General features: G+C 70.4%; 12 protein-coding genes. 10 read left to right on the forward strand and 2 right to left on the reverse strand.

The features are described from left to right. The first annotated feature begins 104 nt into the window (after positions 1 to 104). The gene (locus tag OHA11_RS22655) at positions 105 to 1,592 is read left to right on the forward strand and encodes an aminopeptidase P family protein (protein WP_266499074.1); all 1,488 of its coding nucleotides are present in this window, start codon (positions 105 to 107) and stop codon (positions 1,590 to 1,592) included. Positions 1,593 to 1,990: 398 nt separating this feature from the next. Here the strand turns inward: OHA11_RS22655 and OHA11_RS22665 are convergent, their stop codons facing one another. Both OHA11_RS22665 and OHA11_RS22670 read right to left on the reverse strand, forming a co-directional pair. After that, positions 1,991 to 2,830, reverse strand: coding sequence for a triphosphoribosyl-dephospho-CoA synthase (locus OHA11_RS22665; protein ID WP_266507375.1), 840 nt, complete (start codon positions 2,828 to 2,830; stop codon positions 1,991 to 1,993). A gap of 338 nt (positions 2,831 to 3,168) precedes the next feature. After that, complete coding sequence (locus OHA11_RS22670; RefSeq protein ID WP_266499076.1) at positions 3,169 to 3,624, reverse strand: ATP-binding protein; 456 nt, start codon at positions 3,622 to 3,624, stop codon at positions 3,169 to 3,171. Positions 3,625 to 3,848: 224 nt separating this feature from the next. On the opposite strand from OHA11_RS22670, the gene OHA11_RS22675 reads away from it, so the two are divergent. From OHA11_RS22675 to OHA11_RS22715, 9 genes are all read left to right on the forward strand, one after another. Next, complete coding sequence (locus tag OHA11_RS22675; protein WP_266499079.1) at positions 3,849 to 4,685, forward strand: hypothetical protein; 837 nt, start codon at positions 3,849 to 3,851, stop codon at positions 4,683 to 4,685. A gap of 136 nt (positions 4,686 to 4,821) precedes the next feature. Then, a complete protein-coding gene (locus OHA11_RS22680) occupies positions 4,822 to 5,568 on the forward strand; it encodes a YcnI family protein (RefSeq protein ID WP_266499081.1) in 747 nt (248 codons plus the stop codon). A gap of 125 nt (positions 5,569 to 5,693) precedes the next feature. Continuing rightward, positions 5,694 to 6,365, forward strand: a complete 672-nt coding sequence (locus tag OHA11_RS22685) for an SCO family protein (protein ID WP_266499083.1) — start codon at positions 5,694 to 5,696, stop codon at positions 6,363 to 6,365. Positions 6,366 to 6,421: 56 nt separating this feature from the next. Continuing rightward, entirely contained in the window at positions 6,422 to 6,910 is a 489-nt protein-coding gene (locus tag OHA11_RS22690; protein ID WP_266507376.1) for a copper chaperone PCu(A)C, read from the forward strand. Positions 6,911 to 6,923: 13 nt separating this feature from the next. Then, positions 6,924 to 8,903 (forward strand): copper resistance CopC/CopD family protein, encoded by a 1,980-nt coding sequence (locus OHA11_RS22695; protein WP_266499086.1) that lies wholly within the window; start codon positions 6,924 to 6,926, stop codon positions 8,901 to 8,903. Positions 8,904 to 8,911: 8 nt separating this feature from the next. Beyond that, the gene (gene efeB / locus OHA11_RS22700; RefSeq protein ID WP_266499087.1) at positions 8,912 to 10,333 is read left to right on the forward strand and encodes an iron uptake transporter deferrochelatase/peroxidase subunit; all 1,422 of its coding nucleotides are present in this window, start codon (positions 8,912 to 8,914) and stop codon (positions 10,331 to 10,333) included. 87 nt (positions 10,334 to 10,420) lie between these two features. Continuing rightward, on the forward strand, positions 10,421 to 11,353 hold the full coding sequence (gene pheA / locus OHA11_RS22705; protein ID WP_266499089.1) for a prephenate dehydratase: 933 nt from the start codon (positions 10,421 to 10,423) through the stop codon (positions 11,351 to 11,353). A gap of 665 nt (positions 11,354 to 12,018) precedes the next feature. Then, a complete protein-coding gene (gene serS / locus OHA11_RS22710; RefSeq protein ID WP_266499091.1) occupies positions 12,019 to 13,296 on the forward strand; it encodes a serine--tRNA ligase in 1,278 nt (425 codons plus the stop codon). Further along, entirely contained in the window at positions 13,293 to 14,141 is an 849-nt protein-coding gene (locus OHA11_RS22715; RefSeq protein WP_266499092.1) for an HAD family hydrolase, read from the forward strand. Before serS ends, OHA11_RS22715 begins: the two co-directional genes overlap by 4 nt. Positions 14,142 to 14,158: the final 17 nt, after the last annotated feature.

The following is a 14,158-nucleotide window of genomic DNA, read 5'->3' on the forward strand; positions in this document are numbered from 1 at the left end:
CGCCCCTTCGGGCGAGCCCCGCGTGACAGGTCTTCCGGCCCTGGGCGTCCTTCCGTACGACCGTACGATGGAGGGCGTCCAGAGTCGTATCGAGGAGGCAGACCGTGTCGGAGGCGCTCAACCCGGAGACCCCGGAAGCTGTGCTTGACGATGACGCCGACCAGGCGGACGAAGAAAAGCCGATCAAGCTGCGCAAGAACGGCCTGTACCCGGGCGTGTCCGACGAGCTGGCCGAGAGCATGAAGTCCGGCTGGGCCGACACCGAGCTGCACGGCCTGGAGCCGATCCCGCAGGCCGCGTACACCGCCGCCCGCCGTGCCGCGCTCTCCGCGCGCTTCCCGGGCGAGCGCCTGGTGATCCCCGCGGGCAACCTGAAGACCCGCTCGAACGACACGGAGTACCCCTTCCGTGCCTCGGTCGAGTACGCGTACCTGACCGGCAACCTGACCGAGGACGGCGTCCTGGTCCTGGAGCCGACGTCGGGCGGCCACAAGGCCACGATCTACCTGCTGCCGCGCTCCGACCGCGAGAACGGCGAGTTCTGGCTCTCCGGCCAGGGCGAGCTGTGGGTCGGCCGCCGCCACTCCCTGACCGAGGCCGAGCAGGTGTACGGCATCCCGGCCTCCGATGTCCGCGCGCTCACCGACGCGCTGCGCGAGGCGACCGGCCCGGTGCGGGTCGTACGCGGCTACGACGCCGGCGTCGAGGCGGCGCTCACCGACAAGGTGACCGCCGAGCGCGACGAGGAGCTGCGCGTCTTCCTCTCCGAAGCGCGGCTGGTCAAGGACGAGTTCGAGGCCGGCGAGCTGCAGAAGGCCGTCGACGCGACGGCCCGCGGTTTCGAGGACGTGGTGAAGGTCCTCGACAAGGCGGAGGCCACGTCCGAGCGCTACATCGAGGGCACGTTCTTCCTGCGCGCGCGGGTCGAGGGCAACGATGTCGGGTACGGCTCCATCTGCGCCGCGGGGCCGCACGCGTGCACGCTGCACTGGGTGCGCAACGACGGTCCCGTGCGTTCCGGGGACCTGCTCCTGCTCGACGCGGGCGTGGAGACCCACACGCTCTACACCGCCGACGTCACGCGCACGCTGCCGATCAACGGCACGTACAGCGAGATCCAGAAGAAGATCTACGACGCCGTGTACGAAGCCCAGGAGGCCGGTATCGCGGCCGTGCGGCCGGGCGCCAAGTACCGCGACTTCCACGACGCCTCGCAGCGCGTACTGGCCGAGAAGCTGGTCGAGTGGGGGCTCGTCGAGGGCCCTGTGGAGCGCGTTCTGGAGCTGGGGCTCCAGCGTCGCTGGACGCTGCACGGCACCGGTCACATGCTCGGCATGGACGTCCACGACTGCGCGGCCGCGCGCGTGGAGACGTATGTGGACGGCACGCTGGAGCCGGGCATGTGCCTGACCGTCGAGCCGGGCCTGTACTTCCAGGCGGACGACCTGACCGTGCCCGAGGAGTACCGGGGCATCGGCGTCCGCATCGAGGACGACATCCTCGTCACGGAGGACGGCAACCGGAACCTGTCCGCCGGGCTGCCTCGCCGGTCGGACGAGGTCGAGGCGTGGATGGCGTCCCTGAAGGGCTGACACGGATCCCTGAAGGGCTGATACGGAACTGACGGAACCGATGGCCGGGTACTGGTGAGGTACTCGGCCATTTCGTCTGCTGCCGCCCGTCGTGAAGGCGGTGCACGCGCGCGTGGAGGCCGATCAGAAACTCACGGACTCCGGGCAGGGGCGCGGACGGGGCGACGGCCTCTGGGTGCTGCGCGATCGCTCGTACGTCCTCGTGACGTTCCTCAACACCGTTCGGTACGGGCGTGACGGTGGCGCGGACCGCGGAGCTGCTGGTGCTGACGACGCTGCTCGCGAGGTGGCGAACGCCCGGGTGGCTGCCTTCGGTGGTCTTATGGCGGCGGCCTCGTACGCGATGGGGTCGGCCGCGCGGTGGGCGACGGACCGTCGGCCCGCCGCCGCGCATGTGGTCAGGCGGCCAGTACCGGTGAACTGGCCGTCACCGGCAGCGAGTCCACGAACAGGGCCCCCGCGAGCAGCCCGCCGCTTCCGCGGGGGCTCCACGCGCGCGCGTGGAGGTCGTCGTCGAAGGCGGCCAACGCGATGCGGCCCGCCTCGGTGGACGTACTGCCCGCTTCCAGGACCCCGCGGGCACCCGCCTGGACGTGCCGCAGCCCGCGCGGACCCACTGTGTAGAGCAACTCCGTGTCCTGGAGCGTCGACATCACGGTCAGCAGGGCGTCGAGCCGGGCGTACGGCTCGGAGACGCCCGCCGAGCGGGCCGTGGCCAGCGCGTCCAACGCCCGCCGCACGTGCGGGAATCCGGCCCTGGCCTCGCCCCTCGCGCCCGCCGCGCCGTACTGCGCGGAGACCGACGAGCCCCGGGAGGGCCGTCGCGGGGCCCGCCGGTCGGGGTGCGCCGCGATCAGCTTGGCGGTCGCGGCCAGGTCGCGCCCGGTGGCACGGGGTTCCAGGGCCGCCGCGGCGACCAGCAGGCCGAGCACCCACAGAGCGCCTCGGTGGCCGCCGCCCGCCAGCGCCACCGAGTGTTCGGTGGAGCGCCCTATCGCGCCGAGCTCCGCCCTCAGTTCCGGTGTCGCCGAGCCGGTGCGGCGGGCGGCCGCCGCCATCGCCGCGAGGCCCGGCGCCAGCGCCTTGGCCGACCAGCGCAGGGAGCAGTGGTCCTCACCGGTCACGCGAGCGCCGAGATCGCGCGGGTCGGGCAGTCCGGGCTTGGGGGCCAGCGCCAGGTGCCCGGTCAGCGCGGTCACGGCGGCGTGGGCGAGCGTCTCGTCCTCGCGCCTGCTCATCGCTTCACGGCCGCTCGTTCGACTCGTCACGGCCGCTCATCGACGTAAACGCTTACGAGGACGAGTCGGTGGAGGAAGCCGATGCGCTCGGAGCGCCGTTGGGGGCATCGCTGGGCGTGTGTTCCCGTTGTTCCCGTCATACCGGAAAGCTAGGGACGCCACCCGTGAGAAACGTGGGTGGCGGCTGTGAGGACCCTGAGAAGAGCAGGGCTCGGAGAAGGGCAGGGCCCTGAGGAGATGAGGCTCTGCGAAGGAAAGAGACGGGAAGGCAGCCGAAGTCGGCGGGAAACGCCCCCTCCAGGAGGGCGATCGGTGGATCGGCCTCTCCAGGAGGCCCGTTACGTGGCCACCAGCGGCGTGTCCTCGCGCCACTTCAGCATCTTGTCGAAGCTGACCACCGCGCCGCCCCGGCCGGGCTTGTTGCCGATGTGGACGTGGTCGGCGAGTTCCTGGATCAGACCCAGGCCCCGGCCGTTCTCGGCGTCGCTGTGGGCGGTGCGGACGGGGGCGCGCCCCCGTCCCGACGGGAACCCGGGCCCGGAGTCGGCCACTTCGATGCGGCACTTCTCACCGTCCAGATAGGCCGTGACCCGGTAGGCCTCGACGAATTCCCCGTGGACGGACTCGCCCCCGTGCTCGACGGCGTTGGCGCAGGCCTCGCTCAGCGCGACGGAGAGATCGTAGGAAATGTCCGGGTCCACCCCCGCCGACTCCATCGTGCCGAGCAGCAGGCGCCGGGCGAGCGGCACGCTCGCCGCCTCACGCCGGAGATGGAGGGACCACCAGATGCTCATGCTCCAGCCTCCTGGCCGCGGCTCGACATACCGTTACGTATTGCCGCGAGGAACCGGATGTAAGCGTGCCGCTGACGTGACATCGCCCATTCGGGGGATGTGCCGGCGCCATTGGCCGGTGTATGTGCGGGCGACCAGGGCCAGAACGTGACCTTCCGGAACGTATGTCATCTTGTGGACCTGCCGTATGGAGCGGGTGAGGCCAGTGCGATGATGAGCCCGCCATGACTGCCCCCCACCAGCGCGCGCGCACCGGAGGTGAACTCCGGGTTCTGAGGGCCGCGGTGTTCACCGCGGTCTGTGTCGTGCTGGCCGCGGCAGGTCATGCGATCGCCTCCTGCGCCACGGTCCCGCTGTGGTCGCTGGGTGCCGGATCCCTCGCCGTCTTCGCCGTCGCGGCACCGCTGGCCGGGCGGGAGCGTTCCCTGCCGGGTATCGCCGTGCTGCTCGCGGTCGGCCAGACCGTACTGCACACGCTCTTCGGGCTCGGCCAGCACAGCACGGCGGCGACGGCTGCCGCGAGCGTGGACGCCTCGCTCGTGGCCCGCGCCGCGCGGCTGGTGTGCGGCGCGGGGGTCGCGACGCTCAGCCCCGCCCAGGCACAGCGGATCATCGCCGACGCACGGCTCGACACCGGCGGGACGGGCGGGACCGGCGGCATGGGCGGGACGGGCATGGCGCACGCCATGCACGAACAGGCGGGCGCCATGTCGGCCACCGCCGAAGCCCCGCTGTCCGCGCTGCCGTCGCTGTCCATGCTCCTCGGCCACCTTCTCGCGGCCGCCGCCACAGGGTGGCTGCTGCGCTGCGGGGACATCGCGCTGCGGCGCCTCCTGCGTCTCTCGGCACACGGAGTGGTCGAAGGGGCGCTCGTCTCCCTGCGCGGGGCCCTGGCACTCGTACGCGCCCTGCTGGCGGGTCTCCCGGGCACGTTCCCCGGGGCGCCGCGCGCACCGCGGGCCACGGAGTACGTGCCACCGGCCGTGCGTACGGCCGTTCTTCAGCACTCGGTCGGCCGGCGCGGTCCGCCGTCCCACGGGGCTCTCGCCCTCGCCGCCTGACGCGACGCATCCCTTCTGGACGTACTGGACGTATCACTCCCGGGGCGCCGTCGTGCGGCACGCGCGCGTGCCCGCTCTTTCGCACGCACAACCCCGTTCTGTCATCGAACAGTGCTGAAAGTGGAGTGTCCCTGCCATGAAGGCTTCCCGTATCGCCGCGACCGGTGCCGTCGCAGCGACCGCCGTCCTCGTCCTGTCCGGTCCCGCGTTCGCGCACGTCAGCGTGCAGCCCGAGGGCACGGCCGCCAAGGGCGGTTACGCGACCGTCAACTTCAAGGTGCCGAACGAGCGCGACGACGCCTCGACCACCAAGATCGAAGTGAACTTCCCGGCCGACCACCCGCTCGCCTCCGTCATGCCGCAGGCCGTCGACGGCTGGACCGTCAAGGTCACCAAGTCCAAGCTCGCCAAGCCGCTCGAACTGCACGGCGAGAAGATCAACGAGGCCGTCACGAAGGTCACCTGGACCGCCTCCGGCAAGGGCATCCAGCCCGGCTACTTCCAGAAGTTCCCGCTCTCCATCGGCGCGCTGCCCGACGACACCGACGAGCTGGTGTTCAAGGCGATCCAGACGTACTCCAACAAGGAGGTCGTGCGCTGGATCGAGACCCCGAAGGAGGGCGCGGAGGAGCCCGAGACGCCGGCTCCGGTGCTCGCGCTGTCCGCCGCCGAGGCGGACCACCACGGGTCCGCCTCCGCCGCTTCCGACGACTCCGGAGAGGCCGACGACGCGAAGGCGGCCGCCAGCACCTCGACGACCGAGGCCTCTTCTCCTGCCGGCAGCGACACCACGGCCCGCGTGCTGGGCGTCGTGGGCATCGTCGTCGGCGTGGCGGGCGTGGCGTTCGGCGTTCTCGCCGGTCGTCGGCGTACCACCGCGTAAGCCAAGTCCCACCCACCGAAACCCCGGGACGCCCCACCGGGATCCCCGGCCGGATCCGTTTCCGGCCGGGGGTCCGGCCGCCGCACAGCGGCGGTCGGGTAGGGCGTCCCCCCGGAGATTGCACTATGCGCAAGAAGACGTACGCCACGGCCGCGCTGTTCGCCGCGGCCGCCCTGACCCTTTCCGCCTGCGGCAGCGGTGACGACGCCGACAACGCCGTCGCCGAGGTGTCCGCCGAAGCCGGCTCGGACAAGGCCGCGACGGTCCTCGACAAGCCGTTCGAGAAGCCGGACCTCGTCCTCACCGACACACACGGCAAGCAGTACGACCTCCGCAAGGAGACCAAGGGCAAGCCGACCCTGATCTACTTCGGCTACACCAACTGCCCCGACGTCTGCCCGCTGACGATGAACAATATCGCCGTCGCCGAGAAGCAGCTGGCCCAGAACAAGCAGCTGTCGCAGGCCGAGAAGGACTCGCTCCGCATCGTGTTCGTCACCACCGACCCGGAGCGGGACACCGCCGCCGCGCTCGGCAAGTGGCTCAAGGGCATCGACCCCGACGTCGTCGGCCTGACCGGGTCCTTCGCCACGATCCAGGGCGGTGCCCGGACGCTCGGCATCTCCATCGAGGCGCCGAAGAAGGACAAGAACGGCAAGGTCGTCTCGATGCACGGCACCCAGGTCATCGCCTTCTCCCCGAAGACCGACGGCGGTTACGTGCTGTACGGCGAGGACGCCACCGTCGACGACTACACCAAGGACCTCCCCAAGCTGATCAAGGGCGAGAAGCCGTGACGCGTCGTACGACGTCCGCGAAGGTGCCCACGGGAGCCTCCGCGGGTGCCCTCGTCATGGCGGCGGCGCTGGCCCTGGCGGGCTGCGGCGACTCGGACTCCGGCTCGTCGGAGCCCGAACTGTCCGTCGGCTCGGCCTACATGCCGCAGCCGGTCTCGGACTCCATGGCGGCCGGCTTCCTGGTCATCGCCAACGACAGCGGAGCCGACGACCGGCTGTCCTCCGTCACCAGCGACATCGCCGGGGAGGTCACCCTCCACACGACCTCCGGTCAGTCGATGACCGAGGTCAAGAACCTCGACATCCCCGCGCACGGCAAGCTCGTCCTGGAGAGCGGCGGCAACCACCTCATGTTCGAGAAGCTGAAGCGCAAGCCGAAGGAGGGCGACAAGGTGTCCCTGGAGCTGCACTTCACCGAGTCCGGGACGATGAAGGTCGAGATGCCGGTGATGCCCCCCACCTACCGGCCGAAGGCATCCACCAAGTCGTCCACGCAGTCGTTCATGCAATCGTCCGCGCAGTCGTCCAAGACGTCGCACCACTGAGGGAGGGACCACCGTGAGTCAGACCATCGCTCCCCGCGTCCGGACGCTGCTGTTGCTGCTTCTCGCCGTCACCGGCGCGCTCATCGCCGGATCCGTGCCCGTCTCCGCGCACGCGGCCCTGACCGCGAGCGACCCCCAGCAGGGAACGGTGGTCAAGGAGGCGCCGGACCAGGTGTCGCTCACCTTCTCCGAGGGCGTCGCCATGTCCGACGGCTCGGTGCGCGTACTCGACCCCAAGGGCAAGCGCGTCGACACCGGGAAGACCAGCGAGCAGGGCACGAACACGTACTCCGTGAAGCTGCACTCGGGTCTGCCGGACGGCACGTTCACCGTCACCTACCAGGTGGTGTCGGCGGACAGCCACCCCGTCTCCGGAGCCTTCACCTTCTCCATCGGGGCACCCTCGACGACCTCGGTCTCCGTCTCCGACCAGGAGGCCGGCGGCGGAGTGGTGGGCTGGCTCTACGGCTTCGCGCGCTATCTCTCGTACGCGGGCTTCATCCTCCTCGTCGGCGGCGCGGCCTTCGTGCTGGCCTGCTGGCAGCGGGGTACCGGGGAACGGTCGGTGCAGCGGCTCGTGGTCTCCGGGTGGCTCGCGCTGACCGGGGCCACGCTCGCCATGCTGCTGCTGCGCGGCTCGTACACCGGCTCCGGGAAGGTCGGGGACATCTTCGACCTGGCCCTCCTCAGCGATGTGCTGCAGACCAAGACGGGCGCGGCCCTGGTCTCGCGCCTGTTGCTGCTCGCCGCGGCCGCCCTGTTCATCGCCGTGCTCTTCGGAGCGTACGAAAAACGCGAGGACGACGAGGAGAGGGGCGATCTGACCTTCGGGCTCGCCATCGGCGGGTTCGTCGTGGCGGCGGGTCTCGCCGCGACCTGGGCCATGGCCGAGCACGCCTCGGCGGGTATCCAGACCGGGATCGCGATGCCCGTCGACGTGCTGCATCTGCTCGCCGTCGCCGTCTGGCTCGGCGGTCTGTCGACCCTGCTCGTGGCGCTCTTCCGCGCGCCGTCCCTGGAACCGTCGGCCGTACGCCGCTTCTCCCGCCTCGCGTTCGGCAGCGTGGCCGTGCTGGTCGCGACGGGCATCTACCAGTCATGGCGGCAGCTCGGCTCCTGGTCCGCGCTCACCGGGACCTCGTACGGGCAGCTGCTGCTCGTCAAGGTCGGCCTGGTGGTCGTCCTTGTCGGCATCGCGTGGATCTCGCGGCGCTGGACGGCGCAACTGTCGCAGGCGCCGGTCGCGAAAGCCGTGAAGACCTCGGTGTCCGCGCCGGTGAAGGCGTCCGCGAAGAGCGCAGCGAAGGCCTCCGCGGCGACCTCGGAGAAGGAAGACCCCGAGGACCCGGAGGACCCCCAGAGCGACGGCGAGGGCGAGGGCGAGAAGGAGTCGACCGGCACTCCCGTGGGCGGCGGAGACGGCAAGCGGGCCACCCAACTGGCCCGGCAGCGGGCCGCGGTGGCCACGGCGCGCGAGAAGCGCCTGCGGGACGCCGATCCGCTCCGCTCGGGCCTGCGCCGCTCCGTGCTCGCCGAGGCGGGCGTCGCGGTGGTCCTGCTGGCCGTCACCACCGTGCTGACCTCCACCGAACCGGGGCGCACGGTGGAGGAGGCCAAGGCCGCCACCGCCGCCACCTCGGAGAAGCCCGGTGCGGCGCTGTCCCTCGACCTCCCGTTCGACACCGGCGGCCAGGACGGCAAGGGCATCGCACGCGTCGAACTCGACCCGGCCCGCGTCGGCGGCAACGACATGCACGTCTACGTAGAGCGGTCGAACGGCAAGGCCTTCGACATCCCCGAGGTCAAGGTCGCCTTCACCCTCAAGGAGAAGGACATCGGGCCGCTGCCCGTGGTTCCCGACCGCATCGCCACCGGGCACTGGACGGCCACCGGGGTGCAGATCCCGATGGCGGGCAACTGGGAGATCGCGGTGACGGTACGGACCTCCGACATCGACCAGGTGACCGTGGACAAGAACGCGCAGATCGGCTGAACGACACCATGGCTGAACAGTCCACTCCGGAGACGTCGCCCCCGAGCGCCCCTGATCAACCCGGCCAACCTGACCAAGGGACACCTCGACGGGGAGACGCCTCCCCTAAAAGCGCCTCCCGGGGTGGCGCTGCTTCAAAGGCCACCCCCAAGGAGGCCTCTTCCGGAAATGCCCCTCCTGGGGAGGCCGTTTCTGCGGAGCCCTCCTCCAAGGGCGTCATTTCGCGGCGCCGCCTGCTCGGTACCGCCGGTGCCACCGGGCTCGCGCTCGGCGCCGCGGGCGGGGCCGCCGGATACGCCGCAGCGCCGTCCGCCGACCGGACCGTGCCGCTCAACTCGCTCGGCGCGGACGAGGTGATGTTTCACGGGAAACATCAGCAGGGCATCACGACCGCCCTGCAGGCCCACGGCCACCTCGTCGCCTTCGACCTCGCGGCGGGCGCGGGCCGCAAGGAGGCGGCCGCCCTGCTGCGGCGCTGGTCGACGACGGCCCAGCGGCTGATGGCGGGCGAGGCATCCGCGAGCGGGGACACGGACGTGGCGCGCGACGCCGGGCCCTCGTCCCTCACGGTCACCTTCGGCTTCGGCCACAGCTTCTTCGCCCGTACGGGACTGGAGAAGCAGCGCCCGATCGCCCTCGACCCGCTGCCCGACTTCTCCTCGGACCACCTCGACAAGGCGCGCAGCAACGGTGACCTCTGGGTGCAGATCGGCGCGAACGACGCCCTCGTCGCCTTCCACGCCCTGCGCGCGGTCCAGAAGGAAGCGGGGCAGGCGGCCAAGGTGCGCTGGCAGATGAACGGCTTCAACCGCTCGCCGGGAGCCACCACCCGCCCCATGACGGCCCGCAACCTGATGGGGCAGATCGACGGCACGCGCAATCCCAAGCCGTCGGAGTCCGACTTCGACCGGCGGATCTTCGTGCCCGACGCGAGCGACCCGTCATGGATGGCGGGCGGCTCGTACGCCGTCGTACGCCGTATCCGCATGCTCCTCGACGACTGGGAGAAGCTCTCGGTCAAGGCCCAGGAGGACGTGATCGGGCGGCGGAAGTCCACCGGGGCACCGCTCTCCGGCGGCACCGAGACGACCGAGATGGACCTGGAGAAGACCGACGCCGGCGGCACACTCGTCGTCCCCATCAACGCCCATGCCCGCATCACCCGGCCCGACGAGAACGGTGGCGCAGCGATGCTCCGCAGGCCGTTCTCCTTCCACGACGGCATCGACGCCGAGGGCGTACCGGACGCGGGCCTGCTCTTCGTCTGCTGGCAGGCCGATCCGCTGCGCGGCTTCGTACCGGTGCAGCGCAAGCTCGACCGCGGTGACGCGCTGTCCACGTTCATCCGGCATGAGGCGAGCGGGCTGTTCGCCGTGCCGGGCGGGGCCGCGGAGGGGGAGTACGTGGGGCAGAAGTTGCTGGAGGGGTGAGATCCGCTCACTGAGCTGCTGAGATGGCCAAGGCGCCTGAGACCGGAAGCGGGAGCCTGGCTGCGCAAGGCCCATTAGGGTGAGGCCATGCCAGCCAGCTACGCGTATCTCGGCCCCGAGGGCACCTTCACCGAAGTCGCCCTGCGGACTCTTCCGGAGTCGGCCACCCGGCAGCTCATCCCGATGGTGTCCGTGCCCGCCGCGCTCGACGCGGTCCGGGCCGGCGAGGCCGAGGCCGCGTTCGTACCGATCGAGAACTCCGTCGAGGGCGGCATCACCACCACGGTCGACGCACTGGCCGTCGGCGAACCGCTGATGATCTACCGCGAGGTCCTTCTCTCGATCACCTTCGCGCTGCTGGTCCGCCCGGGCACGAAGCTCTCGGAGATCAAGACGATCACCGCGCACCCGGCCGCGCAGCCACAGGTCCGCAACTGGATGAAGAACAACCTCCCGGACGTCGTCTGGGAGTCGGCGGCCTCCAACGCGGACGGCGCCCGCCTCGTGCAGGAGGGGCGCTTCGACGCCGCCTTCGCGGGCGAGTTCGCCGCGGCGCGGTACGGCCTGGAGCCCCTTGAGACCGGCATCCACGACGCGGAGAACGCGCAGACCCGGTTCGTCCTGGTGGGCAGGCCCGCCCGGCCCGCGGCCCCGACCGGCGCGGACAAGACCTCCGTGGTCATCTGGCAGCGCGACGACCACCCGGGTGCCCTGCTCGAACTCCTCCAGGAGTTCGCCGTCCGCGGGGTCAACCTGATGCTGCTGCAGTCCCGGCCGACCGGTGAGGGCATCGGCAACTACTGCTTCGCCATCGACGCCGAGGGGCACATCGCGGACCGCCGCGTGAGCGAGGCGCTGATGGGGCTCAAGCGCGTCTGTCCGCAGGTGCGCTTCCTCGGGTCCTATCCACAGGCCGACGTCGACCCCAAGGACGTAAGCGCGCCGCGGGCCGGTACGTCGGACGGCGAGTTCGCGGCGGCTTCGGACTGGCTGGCACGGTGCCAGGACGGCCGGTTCTGAACGGGTACTTCTGAACGGGCTCTCCGAACACGTCGTCGGTTCTGAGCGGCTGCTCCGAGCCGCTTCTTCATGCGGCTTCGCGGAGCGGAGCCGTCGGTTCGGGCAGCCCGCTTGGTCCAGTCCTACCTGCAGATTGTCTCTGTCCACAGAAGTTATCCACAGGCGCGCTTCTCGACCTGGGGACAAGTCGACAACGGAGCATGACTCAGTCGACAAATCGCCCTACAGCCCACAACCCCGTCCACAGCCCGGTAGGTCACCCTTCGTCCACCCGTTTCTGTTGGTCAATCCCATAGAGCGAACCATTTCCACTCGAAAGTGCGTGCAGGGAGGGTTTGGTCCGGGAATTCTTGGCCCCGCACAGGGCTTTGGGAACGATCACTTCCGGTGTCCACAGATCTTTCGCACAGCCTGTGGATAACTTTTCGGGGGTGTGGATTCCTGTGGACAACCCGGCCTCCAAGTCCCGTTCCCCACAAGGGAATCGAGTCAACCGACCGAATCCCACCTGCCCCGTTCCGGGGAGCAGCCCTTCCTTCATTGACGCCCGTCGACGCCTATTGGTGCCGATTGACGCGACCCATTAATTCCCCCAAAACATGACAGAAGAGACAGAACGGAATACCGAGTCGTGAGCCGGAACCCCGCACCGGTAGCCTTGAGGGGTGATTGACCTTCGCCTGCTCCGTGAGGACCCCGACCGTGTTCGCGCCTCCCAGCGCGCCCGTGGAGAGGACGTCGCCCTCGTCGACGCCCTCCTCTCCGCCGACGAGCGGCGCAGGTCGTCCGGCGTCCGCTTCGACGAGCTCCGTTCCGAGCAGAAGGCGCTCGGCAAGCTGATCCCCAAGGCCTCCGGCGACGAGAAGGCCGAGCTGCTGAAGAAGGCGGGCCAGCTCGCCGCCGACGTCAAGACAGCCGACGCCGAGCAGCACGAGGCGGACGAGGCGACCAAGCACCTCCTGCTCCAGCTCGGCAACCTCGTGCACCCCGACGTCCCGGTCGGCGGCGAGGAGGACTTCGTCGTCCTGGAGACGCACGGGACCATCCGCGACTTCGGCGCCGAGGGCTTCGAGCCCAAGGACCACCTGGAGCTCGGCGAGGCGCTGGGCGCCATCGACGTCGAGCGCGGCGCCAAGGTGTCCGGCTCGCGCTTCTACTACCTGACGGGCGTCGGCGCGCTCCTTGAGCTCGCCCTCGTCAACGCGGCGATCGCGCAGGCCACGGAGGCCGGCTTCGTCCCGATGCTGACCCCGGCACTGGTCCGCTCGCGCGCCATGGAGGGCACCGGCTTCCTCGGCCAGGCCGCGGAGAACGTGTACCACCTGGAGAAGGACGACTACTACCTGGTCGGCACCTCCGAGGTCCCGCTCGCCGCGTACCACATGGACGAGATCCTCGAAGCCGACCAGCTGCCGATGCGCTACGCGGGCTTCTCGCCGTGCTTCCGCCGCGAGGCCGGGACGTACGGCAAGGACACGCGGGGCATCTTCCGCGTGCACCAGTTCGACAAGGTCGAGATGTTCTCGTACGTCAACCCCGAGGACGCTCAGAACGAGCACCAGCGGCTCCTGGAGTGGGAGAAGCAGTGGCTGACCGGGCTTGAGCTGCCCTTCCAGGTCATCGATGTCGCCTCGGCCGACCTGGGCGCGTCCGCCTCGCGCAAGTTCGACTGCGAGGCGTGGATCCCGACCCAGGGCAAGTACCGCGAGCTGACGTCGGCCTCGAACTGCGACAGCTTCCAGGCCCGCCGCCTGTCGGTCCGCATGCGCGACGGCAAGAAGGTGCAGCCGCTCGCCACGCTGAACGGCACGCTGTGCGCCGTACCACGCACGATCGTGGCGATCCTGGAGAACCACCAGCTGGCCGACGGCTCCGTACGGGTGCCCGAGGTGCTGCGTCCGTATCTGGGCGGCCGTGAGGTGCTGGAGCCGATCTCCAAGTGACCGGCACCACTGGGTCGGCTGCCCCGACCGGTTCGACCGCGCCGACCGGGGCGTTCCCCTACAAGCTCGTCGCGACCGATCTCGACGGAACGTTGCTGCGCTCCGACGACACGGTCTCGGAGCGCACGCGTGAGGCGCTCGCCGCGGCCACCGCGGCGGGCGCGGCACACCTCGTCGTCACCGGCCGTGCGGCGCCCTGGACGCGCCACATCCTCGACGAACTCGGGTACGAGGGGCTCGCGGTGTGCGGCCAGGGCGCGCAGCTGTACGACGCCGGAGCGCACCGCCTGCTCACGTCGGTGACCCTCGACCGGCAGGTCGCGGGTCTCGCGCTCGCCAAGATCGAGGCGGAGGTCGGCCCGCTGGCCCTCGCCGCGAGCCGCGACGGCATCGACGGGGACGTCCTGATCGGCCCCGGCTACCGGGTCCAGGGTCCGCTGCGGGCCGTCCCGTTCACGGACGTCTCGGAGCTCTGGGCCGCGCCGCTGATCAAGATGTACATCCAGCATCCCGACCTCACCGACGACGAACTGGCGACCGCGGCGCGAGTGGCGGCCGGCGGTGTGGTGAACGTCGTGATGGCGGGCGAGGGCATAGTCGAGATCCTGCCGCTCGGCCTGTCGAAGGCCACGGGCCTGTCCCTGGCGGCCCGCCGCTTGGGCGTGAAGGCCGCCGACACGATCGCCTTCGGCGACATGCCGAACGACGTCCCCATGTTCGCGTGGTCGGCCCATGGCGTGGCAATGGCCAACGCCCATGAGGAACTCAAGGCCGTGGCGGACGAGCTGACGTTGTCGAACGAGGAGGACGGGATCGCTGTGGTGCTGGAACGGTTGCTGGGTTAGCTCGATCGTGTGATGGT

The sequence above is a fragment of the Streptomyces sp. NBC_00878 genome (genome assembly GCF_026341515.1).
Classification (GTDB): domain Bacteria; phylum Actinomycetota; class Actinomycetes; order Streptomycetales; family Streptomycetaceae; genus Streptomyces.

What these genes read in the sequence shown, in the direction of transcription:
- OHA11_RS22670 (WP_266499076.1), bottom strand. Translation starts at nt 3,624, where the DNA reads ATGAGCATCTGGTGGTCCCTCCATCTCCGGCGTGAGGCGGCGAGCGTG.
- OHA11_RS22675 (WP_266499079.1), top strand. Translation starts at nt 3,849, where the DNA reads ATGACTGCCCCCCACCAGCGCGCGCGCACCGGAGGTGAACTCCGGGTT.
- efeB (WP_266499087.1), top strand. Translation starts at nt 8,912, where the DNA reads ATGGCTGAACAGTCCACTCCGGAGACGTCGCCCCCGAGCGCCCCTGAT.
- OHA11_RS22690 (WP_266507376.1), top strand. Translation starts at nt 6,422, where the DNA reads ATGGCGGCGGCGCTGGCCCTGGCGGGCTGCGGCGACTCGGACTCCGGC.
- OHA11_RS22665 (WP_266507375.1), bottom strand. Translation starts at nt 2,830, where the DNA reads ATGAGCAGGCGCGAGGACGAGACGCTCGCCCACGCCGCCGTGACCGCG.
- pheA (WP_266499089.1), top strand. Translation starts at nt 10,421, where the DNA reads ATGCCAGCCAGCTACGCGTATCTCGGCCCCGAGGGCACCTTCACCGAA.
- OHA11_RS22685 (WP_266499083.1), top strand. Translation starts at nt 5,694, where the DNA reads ATGCGCAAGAAGACGTACGCCACGGCCGCGCTGTTCGCCGCGGCCGCC.
- OHA11_RS22680 (WP_266499081.1), top strand. Translation starts at nt 4,822, where the DNA reads ATGAAGGCTTCCCGTATCGCCGCGACCGGTGCCGTCGCAGCGACCGCC.